The 25424-nt window shown below is 75.9% G+C and carries 22 protein-coding genes and 1 riboswitch; of the genes, 10 read left to right on the top strand and 12 right to left on the bottom strand.

Annotation, left to right across the window (positions count from 1 at the left end):
- Positions 1-380 precede the first annotated feature (380 nt).
- Positions 381-1073, top strand: coding sequence for a phosphatidylserine decarboxylase (locus AB0P35_RS24195; protein WP_257018996.1), 693 nt, complete (start codon positions 381-383; stop codon positions 1071-1073).
- A 43-nt stretch (positions 1074-1116) separates the two neighbouring features.
- The gene (locus AB0P35_RS24190; RefSeq protein WP_257019250.1) at positions 1117-1941 is read left to right on the top strand and encodes a CDP-alcohol phosphatidyltransferase family protein; all 825 of its coding nucleotides are present in this window, start codon (positions 1117-1119) and stop codon (positions 1939-1941) included.
- A 91-nt stretch (positions 1942-2032) separates the two neighbouring features.
- Here AB0P35_RS24190 and AB0P35_RS24185 read toward each other — a convergent pair whose 3' ends face one another.
- From AB0P35_RS24185 to AB0P35_RS24175, 3 genes are all read right to left on the bottom strand, one after another.
- Complete coding sequence (locus AB0P35_RS24185; RefSeq protein ID WP_363514046.1) at positions 2033-3538, bottom strand: hypothetical protein; 1506 nt, start codon at positions 3536-3538, stop codon at positions 2033-2035.
- A gap of 178 nt (positions 3539-3716) precedes the next feature.
- Complete coding sequence (locus AB0P35_RS24180) at positions 3717-4838, bottom strand: alpha/beta fold hydrolase (protein ID WP_363514043.1); 1122 nt, start codon at positions 4836-4838, stop codon at positions 3717-3719.
- 93 nt (positions 4839-4931) lie between these two features.
- A complete protein-coding gene (locus tag AB0P35_RS24175) occupies positions 4932-5621 on the bottom strand; it encodes an XRE family transcriptional regulator (protein WP_363514040.1) in 690 nt (229 codons plus the stop codon).
- 165 nt (positions 5622-5786) lie between these two features.
- Positions 5787-5981, top strand: a riboswitch (cobalamin riboswitch).
- A 92-nt stretch (positions 5982-6073) separates the two neighbouring features.
- On the opposite strand from AB0P35_RS24175, the gene AB0P35_RS24170 reads away from it, so the two are divergent.
- Genes AB0P35_RS24170 through AB0P35_RS24150 form a run of 5 tightly spaced genes read left to right on the top strand, consistent with a single transcriptional unit; the run spans position 6074 to position 12564 of the window.
- Positions 6074-7051 carry a cobalamin biosynthesis protein gene (locus AB0P35_RS24170; protein ID WP_363514199.1) on the top strand — a complete coding sequence of 326 codons (978 nt, stop codon included), beginning with the start codon at positions 6074-6076 and terminating at the stop codon, positions 7049-7051.
- Positions 7048-8544 (top strand): cobyric acid synthase, encoded by a 1497-nt coding sequence (locus tag AB0P35_RS24165; protein WP_363514037.1) that lies wholly within the window; start codon positions 7048-7050, stop codon positions 8542-8544. Before AB0P35_RS24170 ends, AB0P35_RS24165 begins: the two co-directional genes overlap by 4 nt.
- A gap of 14 nt (positions 8545-8558) precedes the next feature.
- Positions 8559-10604, top strand: a complete 2046-nt coding sequence (locus AB0P35_RS24160; protein ID WP_363514034.1) for a putative cobaltochelatase — start codon at positions 8559-8561, stop codon at positions 10602-10604.
- Positions 10605-10607: 3 nt separating this feature from the next.
- Positions 10608-11204 (top strand): cob(I)yrinic acid a,c-diamide adenosyltransferase, encoded by a 597-nt coding sequence (gene cobO, locus AB0P35_RS24155; protein WP_095872698.1) that lies wholly within the window; start codon positions 10608-10610, stop codon positions 11202-11204.
- A gap of 4 nt (positions 11205-11208) precedes the next feature.
- Complete coding sequence (locus AB0P35_RS24150) at positions 11209-12564, top strand: cobyrinate a,c-diamide synthase (RefSeq protein WP_363514031.1); 1356 nt, start codon at positions 11209-11211, stop codon at positions 12562-12564.
- A 7-nt stretch (positions 12565-12571) separates the two neighbouring features.
- On the opposite strand, the gene AB0P35_RS24145 is transcribed toward AB0P35_RS24150, so the two are convergent.
- A complete protein-coding gene (locus tag AB0P35_RS24145) occupies positions 12572-13012 on the bottom strand; it encodes a nitroreductase family deazaflavin-dependent oxidoreductase (RefSeq protein WP_363514196.1) in 441 nt (146 codons plus the stop codon).
- A 172-nt stretch (positions 13013-13184) separates the two neighbouring features.
- Between AB0P35_RS24145 and AB0P35_RS24140 the strand changes: the two genes are divergently transcribed.
- Positions 13185-13871 carry a TetR/AcrR family transcriptional regulator gene (locus AB0P35_RS24140; RefSeq protein ID WP_363514028.1) on the top strand — a complete coding sequence of 229 codons (687 nt, stop codon included), beginning with the start codon at positions 13185-13187 and terminating at the stop codon, positions 13869-13871.
- Between the two features lie 7 nt (positions 13872-13878).
- Here the strand turns inward: AB0P35_RS24140 and AB0P35_RS24135 are convergent, their stop codons facing one another.
- The 3 genes from AB0P35_RS24135 to AB0P35_RS24125 form a co-directional block, all read right to left on the bottom strand.
- Positions 13879-15408: a DUF4190 domain-containing protein gene (locus tag AB0P35_RS24135; RefSeq protein WP_363514025.1), complete on the bottom strand. Its 1530-nt coding sequence runs from the start codon at positions 15406-15408 to the stop codon at positions 13879-13881.
- A 192-nt stretch (positions 15409-15600) separates the two neighbouring features.
- A complete protein-coding gene (locus AB0P35_RS24130; protein ID WP_363514022.1) occupies positions 15601-17190 on the bottom strand; it encodes an ABC transporter permease in 1590 nt (529 codons plus the stop codon).
- Positions 17187-18104: an ABC transporter ATP-binding protein gene (locus tag AB0P35_RS24125; RefSeq protein ID WP_363514019.1), complete on the bottom strand. Its 918-nt coding sequence runs from the start codon at positions 18102-18104 to the stop codon at positions 17187-17189. Before AB0P35_RS24125 ends, AB0P35_RS24130 begins: the two co-directional genes overlap by 4 nt.
- 174 nt (positions 18105-18278) lie before the next feature.
- Between AB0P35_RS24125 and AB0P35_RS24120 the strand changes: the two genes are divergently transcribed.
- Positions 18279-18737: a MarR family transcriptional regulator gene (locus AB0P35_RS24120; protein WP_363514193.1), complete on the top strand. Its 459-nt coding sequence runs from the start codon at positions 18279-18281 to the stop codon at positions 18735-18737.
- 58 nt (positions 18738-18795) lie between these two features.
- Here AB0P35_RS24120 and AB0P35_RS24115 read toward each other — a convergent pair whose 3' ends face one another.
- Genes AB0P35_RS24115 through AB0P35_RS24105 form a run of 3 tightly spaced genes read right to left on the bottom strand, consistent with a single transcriptional unit; the run spans position 18796 to position 22093 of the window.
- Positions 18796-19845: a TolB-like translocation protein gene (locus AB0P35_RS24115; RefSeq protein WP_363514016.1), complete on the bottom strand. Its 1050-nt coding sequence runs from the start codon at positions 19843-19845 to the stop codon at positions 18796-18798.
- Positions 19842-21191, bottom strand: coding sequence for an MFS transporter (locus AB0P35_RS24110; RefSeq protein WP_363514013.1), 1350 nt, complete (start codon positions 21189-21191; stop codon positions 19842-19844). The genes AB0P35_RS24115 and AB0P35_RS24110 overlap by 4 nt, the downstream gene beginning before the upstream one ends.
- A 5-nt stretch (positions 21192-21196) precedes the next feature.
- Positions 21197-22093, bottom strand: coding sequence for an alkaline phosphatase family protein (locus AB0P35_RS24105; protein ID WP_363514010.1), 897 nt, complete (start codon positions 22091-22093; stop codon positions 21197-21199).
- Positions 22094-22353: 260 nt separating this feature from the next.
- Between AB0P35_RS24105 and cobC the strand changes: the two genes are divergently transcribed.
- Positions 22354-23886: an Rv2231c family pyridoxal phosphate-dependent protein CobC gene (gene cobC / locus AB0P35_RS24100; protein WP_363514007.1), complete on the top strand. Its 1533-nt coding sequence runs from the start codon at positions 22354-22356 to the stop codon at positions 23884-23886.
- Here cobC and AB0P35_RS24095 read toward each other — a convergent pair.
- Both AB0P35_RS24095 and AB0P35_RS24090 read right to left on the bottom strand, forming a co-directional pair.
- Positions 23873-24679: an MOSC domain-containing protein gene (locus AB0P35_RS24095; protein ID WP_363514004.1), complete on the bottom strand. Its 807-nt coding sequence runs from the start codon at positions 24677-24679 to the stop codon at positions 23873-23875. The genes cobC and AB0P35_RS24095 overlap by 14 nt on opposite strands.
- A complete protein-coding gene (locus AB0P35_RS24090; protein WP_363514001.1) occupies positions 24676-25251 on the bottom strand; it encodes a hypothetical protein in 576 nt (191 codons plus the stop codon). The genes AB0P35_RS24095 and AB0P35_RS24090 overlap by 4 nt, the downstream gene beginning before the upstream one ends.
- Positions 25252-25424 lie beyond the last annotated feature (173 nt).

Here is a 25424-nt window from a genome sequence, read left to right as displayed (position 1 = left end):
GTCAGCCGAGGGGGGCGGTGCGGCAGGCCCGGAGGCGGCCGTAGGGCGCATACCAGCAGGTACGCGCCCTGCGGCCGTCTCCGCACACCGTGGACGTGCCCGCGCCCTCCGGCGCGCCGACACCCCGTCAGGGGCGCCCGGCGTGCGATGAGAGCTGGGTCACGCGCCACGCCCGACCTCTTGGGGAACCACCCCTCCTCGGCTACGGTCGTATACATAGCAGGCATGGCTTGGCTCCATGCCCGGCATATCCACGAACAGGCGGCTTGCCCACCTACCGCCTGGTCCCGATAGCATCCACCGGGACAGCGTCCCCTTGTACCCGATCCCCGCGGTGGCCCCCGTCCAGCGGCCATGATCCCCCGCGACTAAGGTCTTCGATGCCCATCAGCCCGTCCCCTCACACCTCCGTCCCCGGTGGCGACCGGTTCGCCGCACCGACGGCCGGTCGGCGTCCGCGCGTGACGATCGCGCGAGGCGCGACCCCCTGGTTCGTACCGACCCTGGCCACCGCCGCCGTGACGACCGCCCTCACCCGGCGCAACGGCAAGTGGGCCCTGGCGGCCGTCCCGGCCTGCGCCCTCGGTGCGGGCATGCTGTGGTTCTTCCGCGACCCGGAGCGTGAGATCGGCACCGGCAGAGTGATCTCCCCCGCGGACGGCGTGGTGCAGTCGATCGACGCCTGGCCGGACGGCCGGACGCGGGTCGCCATCTTCATGAGCCCGCTCAACGTACACGTCAACCGCGCGCCGCTGCCCGGCACCGTGACGTCCGTGGAGCACGTCGCCGGCGGCTTCGTCCCGGCGTTCAACAAGGACAGCGACCAGAACGAGCGGGTCGTCTGGCACTTCGACACCGAGCTCGGCGACATCGAGATGGTGCAGATCGCGGGGGCCGTGGCCCGCCGCATCGTGCCCTACGTGAACGCCGGCACCAAGGTCGAGCAGGGCGAGAGGATCGGTCTGATCCGTTTCGGCTCCCGCGTCGACACGTACCTGCCGGCCGGCGTCGAGGTTGGCGTCGAGGTCGGCCAGAAGACCACCGCCGGGGTGACGCGCCTTGACCGTGACTGATCCTGAGACTCTCGTCGGCCTCGGAGACGAGGAGGAGACGGAGCTGCGGCGCCGCCGCTGGGCGCGCGACCGCGAGCTGCGGGCGCCCCGTTCGCCCCAGCACCTGTCCACCGCCGACTTCCTGACCCTGGGGAACGCCGTCTGCGGCTTCCTGGCGATCTACTCGATCACCACCGGGGTCCTGATGCCGCACCTCACCGGTGAGACCACCGCGCCGAACCGCAACAGCGCCGCGACCGCGGTCACGCTGCTGCTGATCGGCTCGATGTGCGACCTGTTCGACGGCCTGGTGGCCCGCAAGCTGCGCTCGTCGGCGCTGGGCGCGGAGCTGGACAACCTGGCCGACCTGATCAGCTTCGGTATCGCCCCGGCGTACTTCGTGGCGGTCTGGGGCATCGTGTCCCCGGACAGCAACCAGCAGCTCTCGGCGTTCATCGCGCTGACCGTCCTGCTGGCGGTGGTGCTGCGGCTCGCCCGGTTCTCGGCGGTCAAGATGCGGCCGGGGATCTTCCAGGGCATGCCGTGCCCGATGGGCGCGATGACGGTGATCGCCATCGTGCTCCTCGACCCGCCGTTCGTGCCGGGCCTGCTGATGATCTTCGGTGTGGCCTACCTGATGGTCTCCCGCATCGAGTACCCGAAGCCGCAGGGCCTGCTCGCCACCGCGACGCTCTGCTGGATCGTGGTCTCCATCGGCTGCCTGGCGGCCTGGGCGGCCGGTCTGCCCGGCGGCGACATGCTGATGCACATCGGCGCGGTCGCCCAGATCACGCTCGCCGCGATGGCGCCGCTGCTGGTGATCCGCCGCAAGGTCGGCCAGAAGGTCGGCGACGTGCGCGCCCGCCGCGCGGAGTCCCGCGGCTGCTGAACGCGCTGAACCACACGGAAGGGCCCGTATCCGGATCGGATACGGGCCCTTCCGTCGTGTGCGCGTGCCCCGGGGGGCGGCGCGGGCGGGGCTACTGGCCGGCGCCGCCGTCGTGGACGCTGAAGGCCGAGCGGCGGGCCGCCCTGGCCACCGCCGGGTCCGGGTGGACGCCGGAGACCGCGGTCAGAACCGAGGCCGCCCGCGGGTGCCCCGACTGCCGGGCGCGGTTGAACAGCCGGACGGGCTCGCCCGCCGAGGCGCCCTCGACGTGCGGCACCAGCAGCGCCGTGTCGCCGTGGTCGAGGACGGCCGCGGCGGTGTCCACCCACAGCCAGGCGGCGTCCTCCGCGCCCAGCACGTCGGCCGGGGAGACCGGGCCGTCGTCGGACCGCTCGGCCAGCCACAGCAGCGCGTACGGCCGCAGCTCCTGCTCCTCCACGGCGGCCCGGACGGCCTGCTCGGCGGGACCGCCGGCGACCCGCAGGGCCTCGAAGGCGAGGCCGCGCAGCAGGGCGTCGTCGCCGCGGGCCGCGTCCAGCAGCTCGGCGACCGCGCGGTCGGCCGGGCGGGCGGCGACCCAGGCCCGGTACTCGGCGCGGGCCGGGCCTGGGGTGTAGTCGGCGCAGGCGGCGAGCATCTCCAGGGCGTCCTGCTCGATGTGGCCGGCCGCGGTCTGCGCGACCGTGCAGATCTCCTCCAGCTTCGCCCGGACCGCCCAGTGCCCCAGTGAGGACAGCTCGGCGGCCTCGTCGCGGCGCTCCAGGGCGCCGACGGCGGCCAGGCCGTCCAGCATCCAGTCGAGCACCGCGGCGACGTCGGAGGCCGAGGTGGGGGTGTCGACCTGCGGCGCCCGGCAGGTGCCGCGGACGGCGGACATCGCGGAGGCCGCGTGCGGCACCGGGGAGGGGCCGAGCGCGCCGGTGCCGGCGCCGTGCCGGCGCTCGTCCAGGCCTCGGCGCAGCAGCTCCAGGAGCTCGCTGTCGGCGACCGGCCCGTCCACCAGGTGCAGGAAGGACAGCAGGTGCGGCGCCTGGTCGACGGCCTGGCCGGCCAGCATGGCGAAGACGCCGCGCAGGGCGGCGGGCGGGACGGGCGCGAGCAGCGTCCAGGCGTCGAACAGCGCCGACCAGCCGCGGATCACCGCCTCGTCGTCGTGCTCCCAGGCGTTCAGCCGCCAGCCGGGGCCGGCTCCGCCGTCGCGCAGCTCGACCAGGCCGACCAGCAGGGCCTGGCCCCAGGCCTTGGCGGCGGCGCCGACGGTCATGGCGAGGGCACGCCCGGCGGCCCGGGCGTCGTCGGGCAGCAGCTCGCCACGCTTGTCGACCTCGCCGAGCTCGCCGGCCCAGCGGGCGATCCGCACGGCGTCGGCAAGCATCCGGCGGGCGTGCGGGGCCAGCTCTGCGGGTGCGGGGAAGCCGTCCGGCAGCGGCACCCGGCCGCGGCCCGGCTTGGGCGCGGGGGTACGGCGGCGGACTGGCCCACCCGGAGGCGTGCTCTCGGGTCGGCGGGCCGCTCCTGGCAGACGGGTCACCGTCGCTCCGGTGCGGATCGCGGGCTGGAGCGGGGCATCACGGTCGCGCGGGTTCCGAGACGTCACGCCGAGCAGTCTTCCCCGTGTACCGGCCTTCTGTCACATCGAGTTCTACGCGCGATCGTAGGTCCGGTCCGTGGACAGGGGATGAGATCGGGCAACAGGCACCAAACCGGGTCGCCCGGAGCCGAAACATGGCATGAGCACGACGTTCGTCTCCGGTCGGTGCGGCCGCCCGCGGGGCTCACAGCAGCGGGGTGAGCCAGCGGCGCAGCGCCTCGCCGTAGCGGTCGGGATCGGCGTTCCACAGGGCCGCGTGCGCCCCGTCCGGGACGGGCTGCAGGCTCACCAGGTCCTCGCGCCGCGCGGCGAGGCGCTCGGCGGCCTCGAAGGGGGCCACCGCGTCCACGGGGCTGTGCAGCAGCAGCGCGGGCACCTGCAGGTCGGTGCCGGCGGCCAGCCGGGCGAAGCCGGCCAGGTCGACCTTGGTGCGGCCCTCGGCGGCCAGCGCGCCGAGCTCGGCGAGCGGGCCGGGCACCCCGGCCCGGGCCGCCTCCCGGCGGACCGTCGCGGGCCAGTCCAGCACCGGCGAGTCCAGCACCAGGCCGGCCACCGAGTCCCGCCAGGCCGAGCGGGTCGCGGTGTGCAGCGCCATCGTGGCGCCGAGCGACCAGCCGAAGAGCACGATCTTGCCGGCGCCGTTCGTCTGGGCCAGCCGGACGGCGGCGTCGACGTCCCGCCACTCCGTCTCGCCGAAGTGGCCCAGGCCGTCCGGGGACGGCGGGGCGCCCTCGTCGCCGCGGTACGTGACCACCAGGACGGGCATCCGCAGCGCGTGCAGCAGCGGCAGCACCGGCAGGGCCTGCTGCCGGTCGGCGCCGGGGCCGTGCACCACGATCGCCCAGAGCCCGCGGATGCCCGGCACGTACCAGGCCGGCATCGGCCCGAGTTCGCCCTCGACCTCGGCCGCGGTGAAGTCCAGGCCGAGTGCGGAGGCCGGGTCGCCGAGGTACACCCGGGCGGTCACCCGGACCTCCGTCCCGGTGCGCAGCGAGCCCGCGCCCGTGGCGAGCAGCCGGCGGGTGACGCTCTGCGGACCGGTGTCCAGCACGTCGCCCACCACGGCGTGGCCGCCGTCCGCCCACTCCAGGGCGTAGCGGCCGGGACGCTCGGTCTCCACGCTGCGGGTGAGGGTGACGCGGTCCGCGCCGAGCTCCTGCACCCGGATGCCGGGGCCGCCCGTGGTGCCGGCCCCGGCGAAGCCGGGGCGGACGGCCCGTTCGGACACCCGGCGGCCGATCAGCAGCGCCGCGGCGCCCGTCCCGACAACGGCGGCCCCGACGATCGCGGCGGTTCCCCAACGCATGGCGCTCCCGGTGTGGCGGCACGGACACGGCGATCCCAGTCCACGCCCCCGCCGGGGGACGGGCCACCCGAACGGGTCCGTCCGGGCGGCGGCTCAGACCGGGACGTCGGTGGCCCGGCGGGCCAGCAGCTCCCAGAACCGCTCCGCGAGCGGCCGGGCCGGCGGCCGCGCGGTGTCCGGCACCGTCGAACCCCAGTGCCCCGGCACCAGGTACTCGTCCTGCAGCTCGGCCAGCACCTCGCCCAGTACGGCGTGCGGGACCGGCACCACCCGGGCGACCGCCCGCAGCTGCGCCTGCCAGCGGCCGTCCACCACCTGGCGCAGCAGCCGGTCGAGCGCGTCCTGGCGTCCGGTCACCCGCACCATCACCCGCAGCGGCAGCCCGAGCACGTGGGCCAGCGCCAGGCCCTGCTCGCCGTCCGCGTCCCAGCGGCCGGTCTCCTCGGCCCGCGCGTACGTCGCCGCGCCCACCCCGATCCGGTGGGCGGCCTGCTCCCGGTTGAGCTCCCGGGCGAGCCGGAAGTCCCGCAGGGTGGCCGGCGCGATCCCCATCAGCTGTGCGGGCGGACACCACAGCGCGCGGGACAGGGCGATGAACTCCTCCTCCGAGGGCAGCATCTCGCCGGCCTCCCAGGCCACCACGTGGGAGGGCAGCAGCCGGACGCCGTGCGCGGCCATGCCCTCGGCGACCTGGTCCGGGGTCAGGCCGAGCCCGGCGCGGTGCGCCCGGGCGGCCCGCGGGGAGAACGGCACCGGCAGCGGGGTGGACGGTCTTCGTCGCATGCCACAAGAACGTACGGGCGGCCCGGTGCGCCGCCCCACACGCCGAACGCACGAAGCGGACCCCACCGGCCGCCGCGGGCGCTGGAGGATCGTACGGGGCGCGGACGGCCGGGCCGCGACGGTGTGTGACCAACCACTCCACACGCTTTGTTGACTGGCGGTCGGAGGGCGTGATGGGATCTCCGGGCCATACGGAGGCATGCAGAGGAAGCCGGTGCGAGTCCGGCGCGGTCCCGCCACTGTCACCGGGGAGCACGCTCGACCTGCATGGTCACGGCGGTCCGCCACAGGGCCGTTGGAAGGCCCGAGCGAGCGCCGGACCCGGAAGCCAGGAGACTCTCGCCGCCGGTTCGTCGATCCAGGGCGCGGACCCTGAGTGAGGACACGCACGCCATGCAGGCTGCCCAGCGGTCACCGCTGCGCCCCACCCAGGGAGCCGGGCCGTGGGCCGCCTGACCCCCGCCCCCTACCTGTTGGGCGCCGTGGCCGGCTACCTCGCCGACACCGCCCTCGCCGACCCCCGCCGCGGCCACCCGGTGGCCCTGTTCGGCAGCGCGGCCGGACGCCTGGAACGCCGCCTCTGGAGCGACCACCGGGGCGCCGGCACCGCCTTCACCGCGCTGAGCGTCGGCGCGGTCGCGGCCGGCGCGGCACTCGCCGACCACGCGCTGCGCCGCCGGCCCGCCGCGCGGGCCGCCCTCGCGGCGGCCGCCGCCTGGACGGTGCTCGGCGGCACCTCGCTGACCCGCGAGGCCCGGACGATCGGGCGCTCCCTGGAGGCCGGCGACCTGACCGCCGCCCGCGAGCGGCTCCCCCACCTGTGCGGGCGCGATCCCAGCACCCTGGACGAGCAGCAGATCGCCCGCGCGGTGGTCGAGTCCGTCGCCGAGAACACCGCCGACGCGGTGGTCAACGCGCTGACCTGGGGCGCGCTCGCCGGCACGCCCGGGCTGCTGGCCTTCCGGGCCGTCAACACCCTGGACGCGATGGTCGGCCACCGCTCGCCCCGGCACCTGCGCTTCGGCTGGGCCTCCGCCCGCCTCGACGACGTGGCCGGCTGGCCGGGCGCCCGGCTCACCGCACTGCTGACCGTCGCCGCGGCGGAGCACCCGCGGGCCGCCTGGAAGGTGTGGCGGCGCGACGGGTCGTCACACCCCAGCCCCAACGCCGGACAGGCCGAGTCCGCCTTCGCCGGCGGGCTCGGCGTACGCCTCGGCGGCACCCTGCAGTACGGCGAGAGGGTGGAGCACCGGCCCGTCCTCGGCGCCGAACTCCGGCCGGTGGCCGTCCCGGACATCGAACGCGCCTGCCGCCTCTCCCGCCGCGTGGGGGTGCTGGCGCTGGCGGTGACGACGGCCGCCCATGCCCTCGGACGCACCGCACTCGGCCGCGCCACCTCCATCACCCGTTCGCAAGGGAGTGTCACGTGACGAAGGCTCTGCTGGTGGCAGGGACGACCTCAGATGCGGGGAAGAGCGTGGTCACGGCGGGGATCTGCCGGTGGCTGGCGCGGCAGGGGGTCCGGGTGGCGCCGTTCAAGGCGCAGAACATGTCGCTGAACTCCTTCGTGACCGCGGACGGCGCCGAGATCGGCCGGGCCCAGGCGATGCAGGCGCAGGCCGCCCGGGTCGAGCCGGAGGCGGCGATGAACCCGGTGCTCCTGAAGCCGGGCGCGGACGGCCGCAGCCAGGTGGTGCTGCTCGGGAAGCCGGTCGCCGAGGTCGGGGCGCTGGACTACCGCGAGCGCAAGCCCGTCCTGCTGGAGCGGGCGCTGGAGTGCCTGGCGGACCTGCGCAGCCGTTACGAGGTGGTGGTCTGCGAGGGCGCCGGCTCCCCCGCCGAGATCAATCTGCGGGACCGGGACATCGCCAACATGGGTCTGGCCACGGCGGCGAACCTGCCGGTGGTGGTGGTCGGCGACATCGACCGCGGCGGGGTGTTCGCGGCGATGTACGGCACGCTGGCGCTGCTGTCCGCGCAGGACCAGGCGCTGGTGGCGGGCTGGTTCGTCAACAAGTTCCGTGGGGACGCCCGGCTGCTGGCGCCCGGGCTGGAGATGCTGCGGGAGCTGACGGGCCGTCCGGTGCTGGGGACGCTGCCGATGCTGTCCGGCCTGTGGCTGGACGCCGAGGACTCGCTGGACCTGTCCACGGCCGTGGAGAACCGCCCGACCGCCGCGCCGCACGGCTCCGAGGTGCTGCGGGTGGCGGTGGTGCGGCTGCCTCGGCTGTCGAACTTCACCGATGTGGACGCGCTGGCCCAGGAACCGGGCGTGCTGGTGCGCTGGGCGACCCGGCCGGAGGAGCTGGCCGACGCCGACCTGGTGGTGCTGCCCGGCACCCGGGCGACCGTCGCCGACCTGGCCTGGCTGCGCGAGCGGGGACTGGACGGCGCGCTGCGGGCCCGCGCCGCGGCCGGGCTGCCCGTCCTCGGCGTGTGCGGCGGCTACCAGATGCTGTCGCGGGAGATCGTCGACGCGGTGGAGTCGAAGGCCGGCGCCGTCGAGGGCCTCGGGCTGCTGCCGACCCGGGTGGAGTTCGGGGTGGCGAAGGTGCTGGGCCGGCCGGTCGGCGAGGCGTACGGGGAGTGGGTCGAGGGGTACGAGATCCACCACGGCGTGGTGGCCGTCGAGGGCGGGACGCCCTTCCTCGACGGCTGCCGGGTCGGCGCGGTGTGGGGGACGACCTGGCACGGCGCGCTGGAGAACGACGGTTTCCGGCGGGCGCTGCTGCGCGAGGTGGCGGCGGCGGCCGGGCGGGCGTTCGTGCCGGCGCCGGACACCTCGTTCGCCGCGGCCCGCGAGGAGCGGCTGGACCGGCTGGGCGACCTGATCGAGGAACATGCGGACACCGACGCACTGTGGAAGCTGATCGACGGCGGGGCACCGCAGGGGCTGCCGTTCGTGCCGCCGGGTGCACCGTGAGCAAGGGAGAGCAGATGAGTGACGCCCGTTATCCGTTCACCGCGATCGTCGGCATGGCCGACCTGCGGCTCGGACTGCTGTTGAACGCGGTCTCGCCGGCCGTCGGCGGTGTGCTGGTGCGCGGCGAGAAGGGCACCGCCAAGTCGACCATGGTGCGCGCGCTGGCGGGGCTGCTGCCGTCGATCGGCACGGTCGCCGACTGCCGGTTCGCCTGCGACCCGGCGGGGCCGGACCCGCAGTGCCCGGACGGCGCCCACGCCGGCGCCGCGGCGCTGGAGCGGCCCGCGCACCTGGTGGAGCTGCCGGTCGGTGTCTCCGAGGACCGGATCGTCGGCTCGCTGGACCTGGAGCGGGCCCTCGCCGAGGGCGTCAAGGCGTACGAGCCGGGTCTGCTGGCGAAGGCGCACCGCGGCGTGCTGTACATCGACGAGGTGAACCTGCTGCAGGACCACCTGGTCGACCTGCTGCTGGACGCGGCGGCGATGGGCCGGTCGTACGTGGAGCGGGAGGGCGTGTCGGTGCGTCACGCGGCGCGCTTCCTGCTGGTCGGCACGATGAACCCGGAGGAGGGCGAGCTGCGGCCGCAGCTGCTCGACCGGTTCGGCCTGACGGTGGAGATCGCGGCGACCCGGGACCCGCAGGAGCGGGCCGAGGTGGTGCGCCGGCGGCTCGCGTACGACGCCGACCCGGCCGGTTTCGCGGCCCGGTTCGCCGCGGAGGAGCAGGGGCTCGCCGAGCGGATCACCGCGGCCCGGGAGCTGCTGCCGAAGGTGGAGCTCACGGATGCGGCGCTGCGTCAGATCACCGCGGTCTGCGCGGCGTTCGAGGTGGACGGTCTGCGCGCGGACATCGTGATGGCCCGCACCGCCGTCGCCCTGGCCGCCTGGGCCGGCCGCACCGAGGTGCTGGAGGAGGACGTCCGCAAGGCCGCGCAGCTGGCGCTGCCGCACCGGCGCCGCCGCAACCCCTTCGACGCGCCGGGCCTGGACGAGGAGCAGCTCGACCGCACGCTGGAGGAGCACGCCGCGCCCGAGGACGACGGCCCGGACGACGGCGGCCCGCAGGACGACGGCAGCGGCCCCGACGGCGGCGGCCCGGACGGCGGCGGGGCTCCGGCGCCCACGGACGGGCCGGACGGCTCGGCGGCCGCCGAGCCGGAGCAGGCGCCCGAGCAGGCCCCGCCGCAGCCCCGGCAGGCTCCCGGCGCCGGCCGGGAGACCGCCCCGGTGGCAAGTGCCGACCCGTACCGGACCCGGCTGTTCAGGGTGCCCGGCACCGGCCGGGGTGCGATGGGGCGGCGCTCGGCCGCGGAGACCGACGGCGGGCACACCGTACGGGCGCGCCGCCCGCAGGGCCGCCTGGCCCGGCTGCACCTGACGGCCACCATGCAGGCCGCCGCACCGCACCAGGCGGCCCGCGGACGGTCCGGGCGGGCGCTGGTGCTGGCCAAGGACGACCTGCGGGAGCAGGTGCGCCGGGGCCGGGAGTCCAACCTGGTGCTGTTCGTGGTGGACGCCTCCGGCTCGATGGCGGCCCGGCAGCGGATGGGCGCGGTCAAGGGCGCGGTGCTGTCGCTGCTGATGGACGCCTACCAGCGGCGGGACAAGATCGGCATGATCACCTTCCGCGGCACCGGCGCGGAGCTGGCGCTGCCGCCGACCTCCTCGGTGGAGGTCGGCGCGGCCCGGCTGGAGCAGCTGCCGACCGGCGGGCGGACCCCGCTGGCCGCCGGGCTGCTGCGCGCCCACGAGGTGCTGCGGGTGGAGCGGATGCGCGACCCGGACCGCCGTCCGCTGCTGGTCGTCGTCACCGACGGCCGGGCCACCGGCGGCCGGGACGCCCTGGCGCAGGCCGAGCGGGCCGCTGGCCTGCTGGCCGGGCAGGGCGTGGCGAGCGTGGTGCTGGACTGCGAGTCCGGCCATGTCCGGCTGGGCCTGGCCCACACCCTGGCGGCCCGCCTCGGCGGCCCCGCCGTCACCCTGGACGAGCTGCGCGCCGAAGGCGTGGCGGCGCTCGTCCGCGACCACCGTTCCGTCTCCACCCAGCGAAAGGCGGCCTGAGCCGTGCCCAAGGGAGTGCCCGAGAGTGTCCCCGACGACGGCCTGACGACCCGTCAGCGCCGTACCCTGCCGATCACCGCGGTGCACACCGGCCCCGGCAAGGGCAAGTCGACCGCCGCGTTCGGCATGGCGCTGCGCGCCTGGAACCAGGGCTGGCCGATCGGGGTGTTCCAGTTCGTCAAGTCCGCCAAGTGGAAGGTCGGCGAGGAGAACGCACTGCGTGTGCTCGGCGCCTCCGGCGAGGGCGGCACGGTGGCCTGGCACAAGATGGGCGAGGGCTGGTCCTGGGTGCAGCGCGGCATGGAGTCGAGCGAGGAGGCGGCGAAGGAGGGCTGGGAGCAGGTCAAGCGCGACCTCGCCGCCGAGACCTACCGCTTCTACGTGCTGGACGAGTTCACCTACCCGATGCACTGGGGCTGGGTGGACGTCGACGAGGTGGTGTCCGTCCTGAAGGACCGCCCGGGCAGCCAGCACGTGGTGATCACCGGCCGGTACGCCAAGGAGCCCCTGACCGAATGCGCCGACCTGGTCACCGAGATGACCAAGGTCAAGCACCCCATGGACGCCGGCCGCAAGGGCCAGCGCGGTATCGAGTGGTAGCCCGTTGAACATCCCCCGTCTCGTCGTCGCCGCGCCCTCCTCGGGCGCGGGCAAGACCACCGTCGCCACCGGTCTGATCGCCGCGCTCGCCGCGCGCGGCCTCGCGGTCTCCCCGCACAAGGTCGGCCCGGACTACATCGACCCGGGCTACCACGCGCTGGCCGCCGGCCGCCCGGGCCGCAACCTGGACGCGTACATGTGCGGGGAGGACCGGATCGCCCCGCTCTTCCTGCACGGCGCCGCCGGGGCCGACGTGGCGGTGGTCGAGGGCGTGATGGGGCTGTTCGACGGGGCGGCGGGCCGCGGCGAGCTCGCCTCCACCGCACAGGTCGCCAAGCTGCTGCGGGCACCGGTGGTGCTGGTGGTGGACGCCTCCTCGCAGTCCCGCTCGGTGGCGGCGCTGGTGCACGGCTTCGCCTCCTGGGACCCGCAGGTGCGCCTCGCCGGGGTGATCCTCAACCGGGTCGCCTCCGACCGGCACGAGCAGCTGCTGCGCGAGGCACTGGAGGAGGGCTCCGGGGTGCCGGTGCTCGGCTGCGTGCGGCGCACCGCCTCGGTCGCCACCCCCTCCCGCCACCTCGGCCTGATCCCGGCGGTGGAACGCTCCGCGGACGCCCTGCGGGCCGTCCGTGACATGGGCGAGCTGGTCGCCGCCTCGGTGGACCTGGACGCGCTGCTGGCACTCGCCCGCAGCGCCCCGCCACTGGACGCCGAACCGTGGTCCGCCGCCGCGGAGGTCTCCCCCGTGGCCGGTCGGCCGCGGATCGCCCTGGCGGGCGGGGCCGCGTTCTCCTTCTCGTACGCGGAGAACGCCGAACTGCTCGCCGCCGCCGGCGCCGAGGTCGTCCCCTTCGATCCGCTGCGGGACGGGGAACTGCCGGCCGGCACCCGCGGGTTGGTGGTCGGCGGCGGCTTCCCGGAGATGTACGTGACCGAGCTGAGCGCCAATGCCGCGCTGCGCGCGGAGATCGCCGCACTCGCCGCGCGCGGGGTGCCGATCGCCGCCGAGTGCGCCGGACTGCTCTACCTCGGACAGGAGTTGGACGGGAAGCCGATGTGCGGGGTGCTGCCGCACACGGCGCGGATGACCGAACGGCTCACGCTGGGCTACCGGGAGGCCGTGGCCCTGGCCGACAGCCCGCTGGCCGCCACCGGCACCCGGGTGCGGGGGCACGAGTTCCACCGCACGGTCTGCGAGCCCGGCGCCGGCGAGCAGCCGGCCTGGGGCTGGCGCGGTCCGACCGGGCCGGCCGTCGAGGGCTTCGTGCGGGGCCCGGTGCACGGCTCGTACCTGCATCTGCACTGGGCGGGGGCGCCGCAGCTCGCGGAGCGCCTGGTCCGCGCGGCGGCAGCGGTGTGACGGGGCGTCAGGCCGAGGCGAGCCGGAAGACCGGGTAGCCGGGCGCGATCCGCAGCAGGTCGGCGTCGGACGCGTCGGCGTCGACGCCGTCGAAGAAGACGCCGACCTCGAACTTCCAGCGCTTGAGGTAGGCGCGGAGCACCGCCGGCTTGTCGGCGTCGGCGAGTTCGACCGCGCTGAAGGCCTCGGCGCGACGGCCGAGCCGGAGTTCGCCGGTGCCCGCGGCGCGCAGGTTGCGCACCCACTGGGTGTGGCCGCGCGGTGCGACCAGGTAGCGCTGCCCGTCGTGGCTGAGCAGGTTGACCGGGGTGGTGCGCCACTCGCCGCTCTTGCGGCCGCGGACCGCCAGCACGCGGGAGCCCCAGAGGCTGAGGCCGGCCCGGGTGAGGGCGGCGACGGTGCGGTTGGAGAGGGCGAGCAGGGCGGCGCTGATCCGGCCGGTGGGCATCACATAGCGGCTGGCGGTGTCGGACACGGGAACCCCCGAGGAGTGCGAGCGGCGGATGCTTTCAAGAGCGGTGCTCTCGTTTCTGGACACGACTCTGCCACTCGCCCCGACCACAGTCAAGAGCAGCGCTCTCGTTTCAGTGCATCGCTCGAATCTGTGGCAGGCTGTCCCCATGACCGCCATCAGGACCGCCCGCGAACGGGCCCGCGAGGAGCTCACCCGCGAGATCAAGCAGGAGGCCCGCCGGCAGCTCGCCTCCGAGGGCGCCCAGAAGCTCTCGCTGCGCGCCGTCGCCCGCGAACTCGGCATGGCCTCGTCCGCGATCTACCGGTACTTCCCGAGCCGCGACGAACTGCTCACCGCACTGATCGTCGACGCCTACACCGACCTCGCCGACGCCGCCGACGCGGCCCTCGCCGGCGCACCCGCCGCCCCCCGCGCCCGCTGGCGGGCCCTGTGCACCGCCGTCCGGGCCTGGGCCCTGGCCCACCCGCACGAGTACGCGCTGGTCTACGGCACACCGGTGCCCGGCTACCGCGCCCCGCAGGAGACCATCGAGCCGGCCGCCCGGCTGCCGCTCGCCCTGATCGGGGTGGCCGCCGAGGGCGCGCCTGCTGCTGCGCCGCCCGTGCCGGGCGGCCCGCTCGGCGAGCAGGTCACCCGCCTCCGCACGGAACTCGCCCCCGGACTGCCCGAGGCGGTACTGGCCCGCACCGCGATCGCCTGGACACAGCTCTTCGGCATGATCGGCTTCGAGCTGTTCGGGCACCTCGTCGGGTCCTTCGACCCGGCGGACGCCTTCTTCGCGCACGCCGTCGAGGAGATGGCCGACCTCGTCGGCCTGCCACGCGAGGGCTGAGGCCGGGTCAGGCCCGGGCCGGGGCACCCGCCGCGGCCGAGGGACGGGCGCCGCCGCGCAGGTCGGCAACCGGCGCGGGCCGGTCCGTGCGGACCCCGCCCGGCGCTCCCGGGCCGCCCTTGCCGCCGGCCTTGCCGCCACCCGTCGCCAGGCCCAGCGCCGCGCGGACGGCCGTCGGGCGCTCGAAGCCCAGCAGTTCCTCGGCCTGGGCGAGCTCGCGCTCCAGCACCTTCGGATCGGTGGCGGTCCTGGCGGCCTTCAGGTGCGTCATCGCCTGCGTCAGCTCGTCCTTGAGCGCGGCGACCGGGGCTGCGGCCAGGCCGCCCCAGCTCCGCTTGCCCAGGTCGTCGATCTCCCAGTCCACTGCGACGGACAGGTTCTGCGCCCACTCGCGGTAGGCGGCCGCGGCCTCCGCGGGCTTCGCGTCCGGCTGCTCGTCGAAGGCCCGGTCGACCCGGTGCTCGGCGCGCAGGTAGGCCGTCTGCTCGTCGTTCAGCGCGCTCTTGTCCTGGTGCACGGAGCCGGTGGCGAGGGAGCCGGCGTCGGTCATGAAGCAGGTGGCGTAGTGGTCGTTGTCCAGCGACCAGGTCTCCTGGTCCGGATAGAAGAAGTGCACCTGCATGTCCTCGGGGACCGCCCAGCTGTCCGGCGTGTAGTCGAACAGGGCCTCGGAGCAGCTCTTCTTGGCCTCGGCGACGACCTTGTCCTTGCCGGGGTAGACGAACGCCGTGAACCGCGGGCTCGCGAAGACCTCGCCGTAGTGCGGCTCGGCGCAGTCCACCGTCTCGACGTCCGTGACGTCCTCGCCCTTGCCACTGCCCGACTTGACGAAGCACTCGCCCGAGGCGAGGTCGAAGACGCCGGTGACGCCCGGCCGGCCGGACGAGTTCTCGTCGTCGAACGGCTCGGTGCTGAGCGGCCCGCGGTCGCCGAAGACCACACCCACCACCATCAGCACGGCCAGCCCGACGGCCCAGACCCCGCCCAGCGAGATGCCGGCGATCGCCAGACCGCGGCCGCGCTCGTTGCGGACCTTCACGGTGCGCAGGGCCGCCACGCCGAAGGCGATCGCGCCCACCCACATGCAGCACGCGAAGCCGAGGACACCGAGCACGAACGAGGCGATGGCGTAGCCGCTCCACGCGGTCGGCGGGCCCATCGGCTGCTGCCACCCCGGCGCACCCGGGTGGCCCGGGTACTGCCCCCAGCCCCCGCCGCCCCACGGCGCCCCCGGCGGCGGCACGGCACCGGGCGGGACCGCGCCGGGCGGGATCGGACCGGGCGGGACGGAGCCGGGCGGCGGCGGTGCGAACGCACGGGCCAGCGCCTCGTCCCGGGCCGCCCGGTCCTGCGGCGGCACACCGTGCTGCACGGCCTCCGGCGCCGGCGGCGCGTACGGGTTCGACGGCGCGTACGGGTTCGGCACGTCGTGGACCGGCGCGCCCCCCGACGGCGGCGGCGGTGCGAACGCGCGGGCCAGCGCCTCGTCCTGGGCCGCCCGGTCGTCCGGCTGCGGGCTGTACGGATCGGACGACATGCGGGCTCCCTGTGCGCTGGTGCTCGCCGGACACGGTTCGTTCGACGGCGGCGCGAATATAGCGGATCACTCGGACGGCCGTCCGGTCATATTCGCGCGGTGGACGCCGCCGCACGGCGAACACCCCTGCGCCGCACGGCCCGGCGGGCCGAAGGGGCGTCACCGAGCCGCCCACGGCGACCCCGCCGCCGATCAGCCCAGGTCGCGGCGGTGCAGCCCCGCGAGGCCGGCGGCGGCCGTGAGAACGGCGAGGGCGGTGAGCCAGAGCAGCGGGACGGCGGTGAAGCTGCCGCCGGGGAGGTGCGGGGTGTGGGTGAACGGGGAGAGGTCCAGCGCCCACTGCGGGAGGCGGAGGATCGGACCGAGCCAGCCGATCAGCAGGAAGAGGCCGAGCGCGCCCCAGGCGGCCGTGCTCCACCGCGGCGCCAGCCCGACCACCGCCAGGGCGACCGCCGCGGCCAGCCAGACCGCGGGCAGCTGGGCCAGCGCGGCGGGCAGCAGCCGGGCGACGGCGCGGCCGGTGCCGCCCATCGCGGCGCCCTGGCCGAGGCCGGAGCAGGCCCCGGCGACGGCGAGCAGCACGGCGCTGCCGGCGAGCGGGAAGAGCAGGTGGCCGGCGGCCCAGCGGAGCCGGGAGACGGCGGTGGCGAGCACCGGTTCGGCCCGGCCGGACGTCTCCTCGGTGCGCAGCCGCAGCACCGCCTGGACCGCGTAGCCGGCGACCACCATGCCGAACAGGCCGCCCATGGTGGAGAAGTAGGCGTCCAGCACGCCCTGGCGGCCGCCGAGGCGGGCGATCACCTCGGAGACCCGGGCGTTGTCGCCGACGAGGTCCACCACGCCGCGGGAGACTCCACCGAAGACCAGCCCTGCCGCGGCGAGGCCGGCCGCCCAGCCGAGCAGGGTGCCGCGGTGCAGCCGGACGGCGAGCGCGGCCGCGGTGCGCAGCCCCGGGGCGCCGGCGGCCGGGCCGGGGCGCTGCGGCAGCAGGCCGGCGCCGAGGTCGCGCCGGGCGACCAGCGCGTAGGCGGCGGCGGTGGCGAGCGCGGCGCCGGTGAGCGGCAGCAGCAGCACCCACCAGCGGTTCTCGGCGAACGGCCGGACCTGCTCCGCCCAGCCGATCGGGGAGAGCCAGCCGACCCAGGCCGGGCCGGCGTCGCCGACGGCCCGCAGCACGAAGGCGGTGCCGAGCAGGGTGCCAGCGAGGCCGTTGGCGGCGCGGGCGGTGCCGGCCAGCTGGGCGGTGACGGCGGCGGTGCCGGCGAAGAGCAGGCCGCAGCAGCCGAGGGCGAGTCCGAAGGCGAGGGCGCCGGCCGGGGCCTGGCCGGCGGCGGTGAGGCAGCCGGCGACCAGTGCCGCGAGCAGCAGGTCGGCGGTGGCGGCGGCGAGCAGCGCGGCGGTGAGCGGGGCGCGCCGGCCGACCGCGCCGGCGCCGACCAGTTCGAGCCGGCCGTCCTCCTCCTCGGCGCGGGTGTGCCGGACGACCAGCAGGGTGCTCATCAGTCCGGCGAGGACGGCGCCGAAGACGCCCATCCGCCAGGCCGTCAGCCCGCCGATGGTGGACGGGTCGTACAGCGGGCCGTACAGGGCGCGCAGCGAGGTGTTGGCGGCGATGCCGGCGGCGAAGCGGAGCCGGGCGTCCTCGGTGTCGTACAGCGAGCGGAAGGCGAGCGCGGTGGAGACGACCGAGGCGGTGAGGGCGTAGACCCAGGCGGGCAGCGTGATGCGGTCGCGGCGCAGCGCGAGGCGCAGCAGGACGGGGGTGCCGGCGAGGGTGTTCACCGGGCGACCGCCGGGTCGGACTGCTCGCCGCGGGGCGCGCCGGGCTGCTCGTAGTGGCGCAGGAAGAGCTCCTCCAGGGTGGGCGGCCGGCTGGTGAGGCTGCGGACGCCGACGGCGGTGAGGGCGCGCAGCACCTCGTCGAGCCGGTCGGCGTCGACCTGGCAGCGGATCCGCCGGCCGTCCGCGACCAGGCCGTGCACGCCGGGCAACTCGGGCGGCGGGCCGGCGAGTTCGGCGTCGATCGAGGTGCGGGTGAGGTGTCGGAGCTCGGCCAGCGTGCCGGTCTCGACGGTGCGGCCGGCCCGGATGATGCTGACGCGGTCGCAGAGCGCCTCGACCTCGGACAGGATGTGGCTGGAGAGCAGCACGGTGCGGCCGCGGTCGCGCTCCTCGGCGATGCAGCTGCGGAAGACGTCCTCCATGAGCGGGTCGAGGCCGGAGGTGGGCTCGTCCAGGACGAGCAGTTCGGCCTCGGAGGCGAGTGCGGCGACCAGGGCGACCTTCTGGCGGTTGCCCTTGGAGTAGGCGCGGCCCTTCTTGGTGGGGTCGAGTTCGAAGCGCTCCAGCAGTTCGGCGCGGCGGGCCGGGTCGAGGCCGCCGCGGAGCCGGCCGAGCAGGTCGATGGCCTCGCCGCCGGAGAGGTTGCGCCAGAGGGTGACGTCGCCGGGCACGTAGGCGAGGCGGCGGTGCAGGGCGACGGCGTCCCGCCAGGGGTCGCCGTCGAGCAGCCGGACGGTGCCGCCGTCGGCGCGCAGCAGGCCGAGCAGGACGCGGACGGTGGTCGACTTGCCGGAGCCGTTCGGGCCGAGGAAGCCGTGCACCTCGCCGCGGGCGACGGTGAGGTCCAGCCCGTCGAGGGCGCGCGTCCGGCCGAAGTCCTTGACCAGGCCGGTCACCGAGATGGCGGTCGTCATGGCTCGACGGTACTCTCGATTCACAGATTCGTGAAGGTTGTGAATTCGGGGGATTTCCGCGTCGGCCGTCCGCTCCCGGATGATGGTCCGACGGTCGGAGCGGGCACGGGAGGCGGCACGGTGGAACGGGACGGGGCGGCGGTCGGGGCCTTCGTCGAGCGCTTCGCCGCGGTGATGGCGGACGCCGGGTTCCCGCGGATGCCCGCCCGGGTGTTCACCGCGCTGCTCGCCACCGACTCCGGCCGGCTGACCGCGGCCGAACTCGCCGAGTCCCTGCGGATCAGCCCGGCCGCCGTGTCGGGCGCGGTGCGCTTCCTCGGCCAGGTCAACCTGGTCACCCGGGAGCGCGAGGCCGGCTCGCGCCGGGACCGCTACCGGGTGCACGACGACGCCTGGTACGAGGCCTCGGTGCACCGCGACCGGGAGCTCGTCCGCTGGGAGTCCGGCCTGCGCGAGGGCATCGAGGCCCTGGGCCCGGACACCCCGGCCGGCGCCCGGCTGACGGAGTCGCTGGCCTTCTTCGGCTTCATGCGCGAGGAGCTGCCCGCCCTGCTCGGCCGCTGGCACGACCGGCGCGAGCAGCTGCGTGCCGACCTGGTGCGGGATCAGGACGCCGGCAGCACGTCCGGGTAGCGGGCGGCCTCGGCGTAGCCGGCCCTGGAGTGAGCCGGCCTCCCGAGGGCCTCCGAGGTCAGCCGAGGTAGGCGGGGGCCACGGCGGAACGGGTGAGGACGGCGGGGGTGCCGGTGCCGTCGGCGGGGACGGTCCAGAGGTCGGCGCCGTAGTCGCCGGCGAGGGCGTAGACGAGGGTGTGGCCGTCCGCCCACAGCGCCTGGTCGTCGAGGTTGCGCTGCTCGGCGGTGGCGGTCTCGGTCATGGTGGCGAGGTCGAGCACGTAGAGCCGCCACGGGGCGTCCGGGGAGGCGCCGGCCACCCGCTTCTTGTAGGCGACCCGGGTGCCGTCCGGCGAGAGCGAGGGGCACTCGACGTTCTGGTGCAGGGTGGTGAGCGTCCGGGCGGCGAGGTCGCCGCGGACGAGGTAGGTCCTGCCGCCGGTGGCGACGGTGGCGTAGAAGCCGTTGTCGTCGGCGAAGGTGACGCCCCAGATGTTGATGTCGGGCGCCTTCAGCGGCTTGCCGCCGTCGAGGACGGTGAAGGTCTCCAGGCTCTCCTGGAGCTGCCAGCCGCGGGTGTCCACGATCGAGGTGCGGGTGGAGAAGTCGGTGCCCGCGTAGGAGTCGCCGCTCACGAAGACCGTCCAGGCCGCCAGGTGCCCGGAGGGCGAGACGCGGGCCCGGGTGGGGATGCCGGCCGCCGGGTAGCGCTTCAGCTCGTGCAGGGCGGAATCGAGCACCACCGCGGTGTAGCGGTCGCCGAGGCCCTCCTGCTCGCCCTGCAGGCAGATGCCGGTGCCCGCGGCGGCGTGGAACCGCAGGCACTTGACGCCGGAGGCGGTCCGCGGGCCGTCCGGCCGGTCCGCGGGCACGGCGGTGATCTCGTCCCGGTGCGGGCCCCAGGCGGTCGAGCGGAACAGCAGCCGGCGGGTGCCGTCCGGGGCGAGGGTGACCGGGCCGGGGGTGATCGCGGGCCCGCCCGCCTGCTCCTGGTCCTTGCGACCGGAGCGGTCGGCGGCGCGCAGCACCGCCACCGTGCCGACCGCCCCGAGCAGGACGACGGCGGCCAGCAGGGTCAGCAGGCGGGCGACGGGGGCGCCCCCGGCCGAAGGTCGGGCGAGGGTCATGCGGGGTGCTCCTCGGTGCTGCCGGGGTCCGTGGTGCCGGGGTTGATGGGGTCGGGGTCGGCTGATCCGGGTACGGCGGCGGGGTCGCGGATCAGCAGGAAGGCCCCGCAGGCGGCCACGGCCAGCGCCACGGCGGCGACCGCGAGCACCGTCTGCCCGCCCCAGAGGGTCCAGCCGGCGCCGAAGGCCAGCGAGCAGCCGAAGCGGGCGAGCGCCTGCCCGGTGCCGACCAGGGCGAGCCCGGCGCCCTGCTGCCCGGCGGGCACGGTGCCGGAGGCGGCCGCGGCGAGCACGCCGTCGGTCGCCGCGTAGAAGGAGCCGTGCAGCAGCAGGACGAGCGGGGCCGTCCACCAGGCGTGCAGCGGGGCGAGCACCAGCCCGTACCCGGCGAGCAGCACCAGGTGGCCGAGCAGGAAGAGCCGGCGGCGGCCGAGCCGGTCGGCGGCCATGCCGAAGGGCACGGCCAGCAGCAGGAAGGCGGCCGCTGTGCCCAGCGGCAGCAGCGGGAAGAGGTGCGCCGGCAGGTCGAGCCGGCGCTGCAGCAGCAGGTACAGGAAGGAGTCGCTGACCGTGGTCAGGCCGAGCAGGACGGCGGCCAGGGTGAGCCGCCGCAGCGCGGGCACCCGGAGCAGGGCCAGCGAGTCCCGCAGCGTGGGGCGCGGCCCGTCGGCAGGCCCGGCGGTGCGGCCGGGGACGAAGAGCAGCAGCACCAGCACGCCGAGCGCGGCGACGCAGGCGGAGACGGCGAAGACCGCGTCGTAGCCGTCGGTGGCGAGCCGGAGCAGGGCGAAGGCGACCAGCGGGCCGAGCAGCGCGCCGGCGGTGTCCATCGCCCGGTGCACGCCGAACGCCCGTCCGCGGTGCTCGGGTTCGGTGGCGAGCGAGATCAGCGCGTCGCGCGGGGCGGTGCGCAGGCCCTTGCCGGTGCGGTCGACCGCCAGCACCGCGCTGATCAGGGGCAGGGTGTGCACGAGCAGCAGCAGCGGCTTGCAGGCGGCCGACAGGCCGTAGCCGATCGCGGCGACCGCCTTGTGCCGGCCCCGGCCGCGGTCCGCGGCGTGCCCGCCGACCAGCCGCACCAGTGCCCCGACACCGTTGTTGATGCCGTCCAGCAGGCCGAAGCCGAGCGGGGAGAGCCCGAGTCCGGCGACCACGTACAGCGGCAGCACCGCGCTGACCATCTCCGAGGAGACGTCGGTGATCAGGCTGACCGCACCCAGCGCGAGGACGGTGCCGGGCACGGCGGCGGCGCGCCGCCCCGGGCGGGTGCCCGGGACGGCGGCCGGCTCGGCACTGCGGCTCGCGGTGGCGGCGGTCTTGCTGCTGCGGGAGTCCGCGAGGTACACGGGCGTCAGTTCCAGATGCCGGTGATGTCGGAGGCGCTCGCGGCGTTGCCCGCGTGGCTGGTCAGGCCCGCCAGGTCCTCCAGGGTGCGCAGCACGTTGTAGTGGTTGTAGGTGGTGGCGGTGGAGCTGCCGGCGGCGACGTGCTCGCCGTAGAACAGGGTCGGGATCCGGTTGCCGGAGAGCTTGTTGTCCTCGTCGAAGGTGACCACGAGCATGCTGTTGTGGGTCTTCGCCCAGGTCGCGTAGGCACCCAGGTTGTTCTGGATCCAGGTGTCGCCGGTCGAGACCGAGCAGTCGTGCATGTCGCTGCACAGGTTCGGCACGACGAACGAGACCTTCGGCAGGGTCGTGTAGTCGGTCGGGAACTGGGTCATGGTCTTGGCGGTCGAGGTCGGCACGTTGGAGAAGCCGAACCACGGGTTGTGCTTCTGCGCGTACTTGCCCGCGCTGTTGGTGCAGACGGTCGAACCCTGGCTGGGCAGGCCCTCGTTGTAGCTGGCCCAGGTCTTGCCGGCGGCGATCAGCTCGGAGGCCAGGTTGGGCGCCGAGATCGAGCCGACGGTGACGCAGCTGTCGTCGGTGCGGCCCTGGTTGGAGCCGGAGAACAGCTGGTAGTAGTTGGGCTCGCTGGGGTGGGTGAGGCCGTAGGACTGGGTCAGGTTCGCCCCGCCGGCCTTCAGGGTGTTGTTCAGGTACGGCGCGCTGGAGCTGCCGATGACCTGCGAGTAGGCGTGGTTCTCCATCACCACGACCACGACGTGGTCGGGGGTGGGGAGGGTGGCGGCCTGGGCGGTGGCGCCGGTGACGGCCCAGAGTCCGAGCGATCCGGCGGCCATGGCCACCGCGCCCGCGAGGGCGGTGAAGGTGCGTCGGGTGCGCTTCGGGGTCCGAGCGGCAGTCATGCTGTCCTCCGTACGAGGGGCGGCAAGTTGACGGGTGGAGCAGGTTCTGTGACTGGGTGCTGCTGGCTGTGACCGGTCGAGCGGGCCAAACCCTAGGTGCGGGCCGGTGGCCGGGGCCGCGCCGCGGAGGTGAAGAACGGAAGAACGGAATCCGACGGAATCCGGCGCCGGTACGTCCCATCTCACACCCGTCCCGATTGACCCGCGTGTCGCGCCCGTGGTGGGATTTCCGGCAGGTCGGACGGGGTCGCGGAGGCACGGTGGTGGAGCTGGACGGCCCGCTGGTCGCCGGTGTCGGCGCCCGCCCCGGCACCCCCGCCGCCGACATCCTCCGGCTCCTCGACGACGCGCTGGCCGGCGCCGGACTGCACCGCTCCGAGCTCGTCCTGCTCGCCACAATCGAGGCCAGGGCCGCCGAGCCCGGCCTGTGCGAGGCCGCGCGGCTGCTCGGTGTCCCGCTGGCCGCGCACCCCGCCGCGGAACTCGCCGCGGTGCCCGTGCCGAACCCGTCCGAGGCCGTCCGTGGCGCCGTCGGCACCCCCGGCGTCGCCGAGGCCGCCGCCCTGGCCGAGGCCCCCGGCGGGCGCCTGCTGGTGCCCAAGACGGCCTCCCGGACGGCCACCGTGGCGATCGCCCGCCGCGCGGCCGCCCCGGACGGCGCCGGCGGGAGCGGCCGCACCGGGAGCCCCGACCGCCCCGCGACCCCCCGGGAGAGCACCGCGATGAGCACCGAATTCGACCTCCGCCACCACGGCGACGCCGAGGTCCGCGCCGCCGGCCTGGTCGACCTCGCCGTCAACGTCCGCACCGGCACCCCGCCCGGCTGGCTGCGCGACCGGCTCGCCGCCACCCTCGGTGACCTCGCCTCCTACCCCGACCCGGCCGCCGCCCGCGCCGCCGTCGCCGCCCGGCACGGCCGGCCGGTCGACGAGGTGCTGCTGACCTCAGGCGCCGCCGAGGCCTTCGTGCTGCTCGCCCGGGCGGTGACGGCACGTCACGTCTGCGTGGTGCACCCGCAGTTCACCGAACCCGAGGCGGCGCTGCGGGACGCCGGGCACACCGTGCACCGGGCCGTGCTGCGGGCCGAGGACGGCTTCCGGCTCACCCCGGGCGCGGTGCCCGAGGAGGCCGACCTGGTGGTGATCGGCAACCCCACCAACCCGACCTCCGTACTGCACCCGGCCGCCGACGTGGCCGCGCTCGCCCGGCCCGGGCGCACCCTGGTGGTCGACGAGGCCTTCATGGACACCGTCCCGGGCGAGAGCGCCGCGCTCGCCGGGGTGCGCGGCCTGCCGGGCCGGGTGGTCGTGCTGCGCAGCCTCACCAAGACCTGGGGCCTCGCCGGGCTGCGGATCGGCTACGCGCTCGGCCCGGCCGGGCTGATCGCCGAACTCGCCGCCGCCCAGCCGCTGTGGCCGGTCTCCACGCCGGCGCTGGCCGCCGCCGAGGCCTGCTCGGCGCCGGCCGCCCTCGCCGAGGCCGAGGAGGCCGCCCGCACCCTCGCGGGCCACCGGGCGCACCTGCTGCGGGGCCTGGCCGGGGTGCCCGGGGTGCGGGTGCACGGCGCCCCGGAGTCCTCGTTCCTCCTGGTCGAGCTGGCGGGTGCGGCCGAGGTGCGGGAGCGGCTGCGGGCGGCCGGTTTCGCGGTGCGGCGCGGCGACACCTTCCCCGGCCTCGGGCCTGACTGGCTGCGGATCGCCGTCCGGGACCCGGCCACCGGCGACCGTTTCCTCGCCGCGCTGGCCGCCGCCGTCGGCGCCGCGGCCGTCGACACCGCGGTCACGGCAGGCTGACGGCGTCCCCGCGGCGGACGGTGCCGCCCGCCAGCACCCGCGCGTACACCCCCGCGCAGGGCAGCGGGCCCATGCCGGGCAACGGCTCCACCCGGTTCAGCCGGGCGGGGCGGCGCAGCGCCTCCGGGTCGCGCGGCAGCGCGCCGTGCGCGAGCGTCGGGACGGCGCAGCGTGGCGTCGCGGCGATCACCTCCAGCCGGACGCCGTCGCCCACCCGGAGCTCCCGGCCGACCCAGGCGTTCTCCGGGAAGCCCGCCTCCCCCGGCGTGTCGATCACCAGGTTGGGGCGGTAGCGGGCGGCCGCCACCGGCCCGTCGGTGCCCAGGGCGGTCAGGGTCGCGGTGCTGACCAGGTGGAGCGGGGCGAAGTCGAAGAACGTCTCGGGCGGCGCGGCGCTGCCGAACGCGTGCATGGTGGCCGGCACGTCGGCGTGCACGCCTCGGTCGAGTACGTCCTCGGGGACACTGCGTTCCAGCTGGGCGCCGGGCGGTGGCCGGTCGACCGTCCGCACGGCGCGGCCGAGCAGGGCGGTGAGCCCGGCCTCGTCAAGCTCCCGTCCGTCGGCGGAGCGTAGGCGGACTCCGTCCGGGGCGGTGCGGGCGGTGACGGTCAGCAGGGCCCGCCACAGCCGCGGGTTCTTGGCGCTGACCACGCGGCCGGTAGCGGTGTCGAGCAGGGCGCGGACGCGGTCGCCGGCGATCCCGCGGTCGGTGATCTCCGCCGTGGTGAGCTCCTCGCCGAGGGCGGACTTCATCGGATAGCGGTGCAGTCCCCCGACCGCCCCGACGATCACCGCCCGGCCGCCGGGAGCGCGGCCGCCCAGGCGGCGAGGACGGCGAAGTCGTCCGGCCGCAGGCCGTACCGGTGGTCGATCCGCAGGGTCAGTGCCGGGGCGGGGTGGTTCGCCGCGATCCAGGCGGTGTCCTGCGGCTCGATCTCGTCGTCCACCCAGGCGAAGGGGCGGCCGGCGGCCCACTCGGTCAGGTACCGGGTCTTCCAGTGCAGCCCGTCCGGGTCGCCGTGGTGCATCCGCGGCCAGGGCACGAACGGCAGCTCCGGCAGCCCGATCGGCGGCCCGATCCACTCGTTGGCCTCAGCCGTCCACGTGGTGCACCAGACCGGTCGGAAGGGCAGGGCGAGCAGTGCGGGCCCGTGGTCGGGGTTGAGCCACAGCCGCAGCGGCTTCACGGACGCGGGCGGGGTGCCGGGGTGCCGTGTCAGCCAGGAGGCGGGCTTCACCCGGTGCGTGAGGTAGCCCTCGGGGCGGCGGTGCGGCTTCGCCCGGTACGGGTTGAGCGGCCCGTCCACGTCCAGCAGCAGCAGCGGCCGCCCGTCCTCGTCCGGTCGGCTGTCCGGCCCTCCCATGTGCCCCTCCCCCGCGCGGTGTTCCCCGCCGCATTGTCGTGGGCGCGGTGTGGCCCGGCCACCGGGTTTCCGCGGGCACGCCGCGGATCGGGTGCGGGTGGGCCGCCACCAGCTCGCCCAGGAAGGCGTTCAGACGGGCCGTCGGGATGCGGGTCTCCCAGCCCTGCAGCGCA

Source organism: Kitasatospora sp. NPDC085879 (assembly GCF_040686255.1).
GTDB lineage: Bacteria > Actinomycetota > Actinomycetes > Streptomycetales > Streptomycetaceae > Kitasatospora.
Note: the sequence above shows the minus strand (reverse complement) of the source record. Positions and strands in the feature narration are given on the sequence as shown.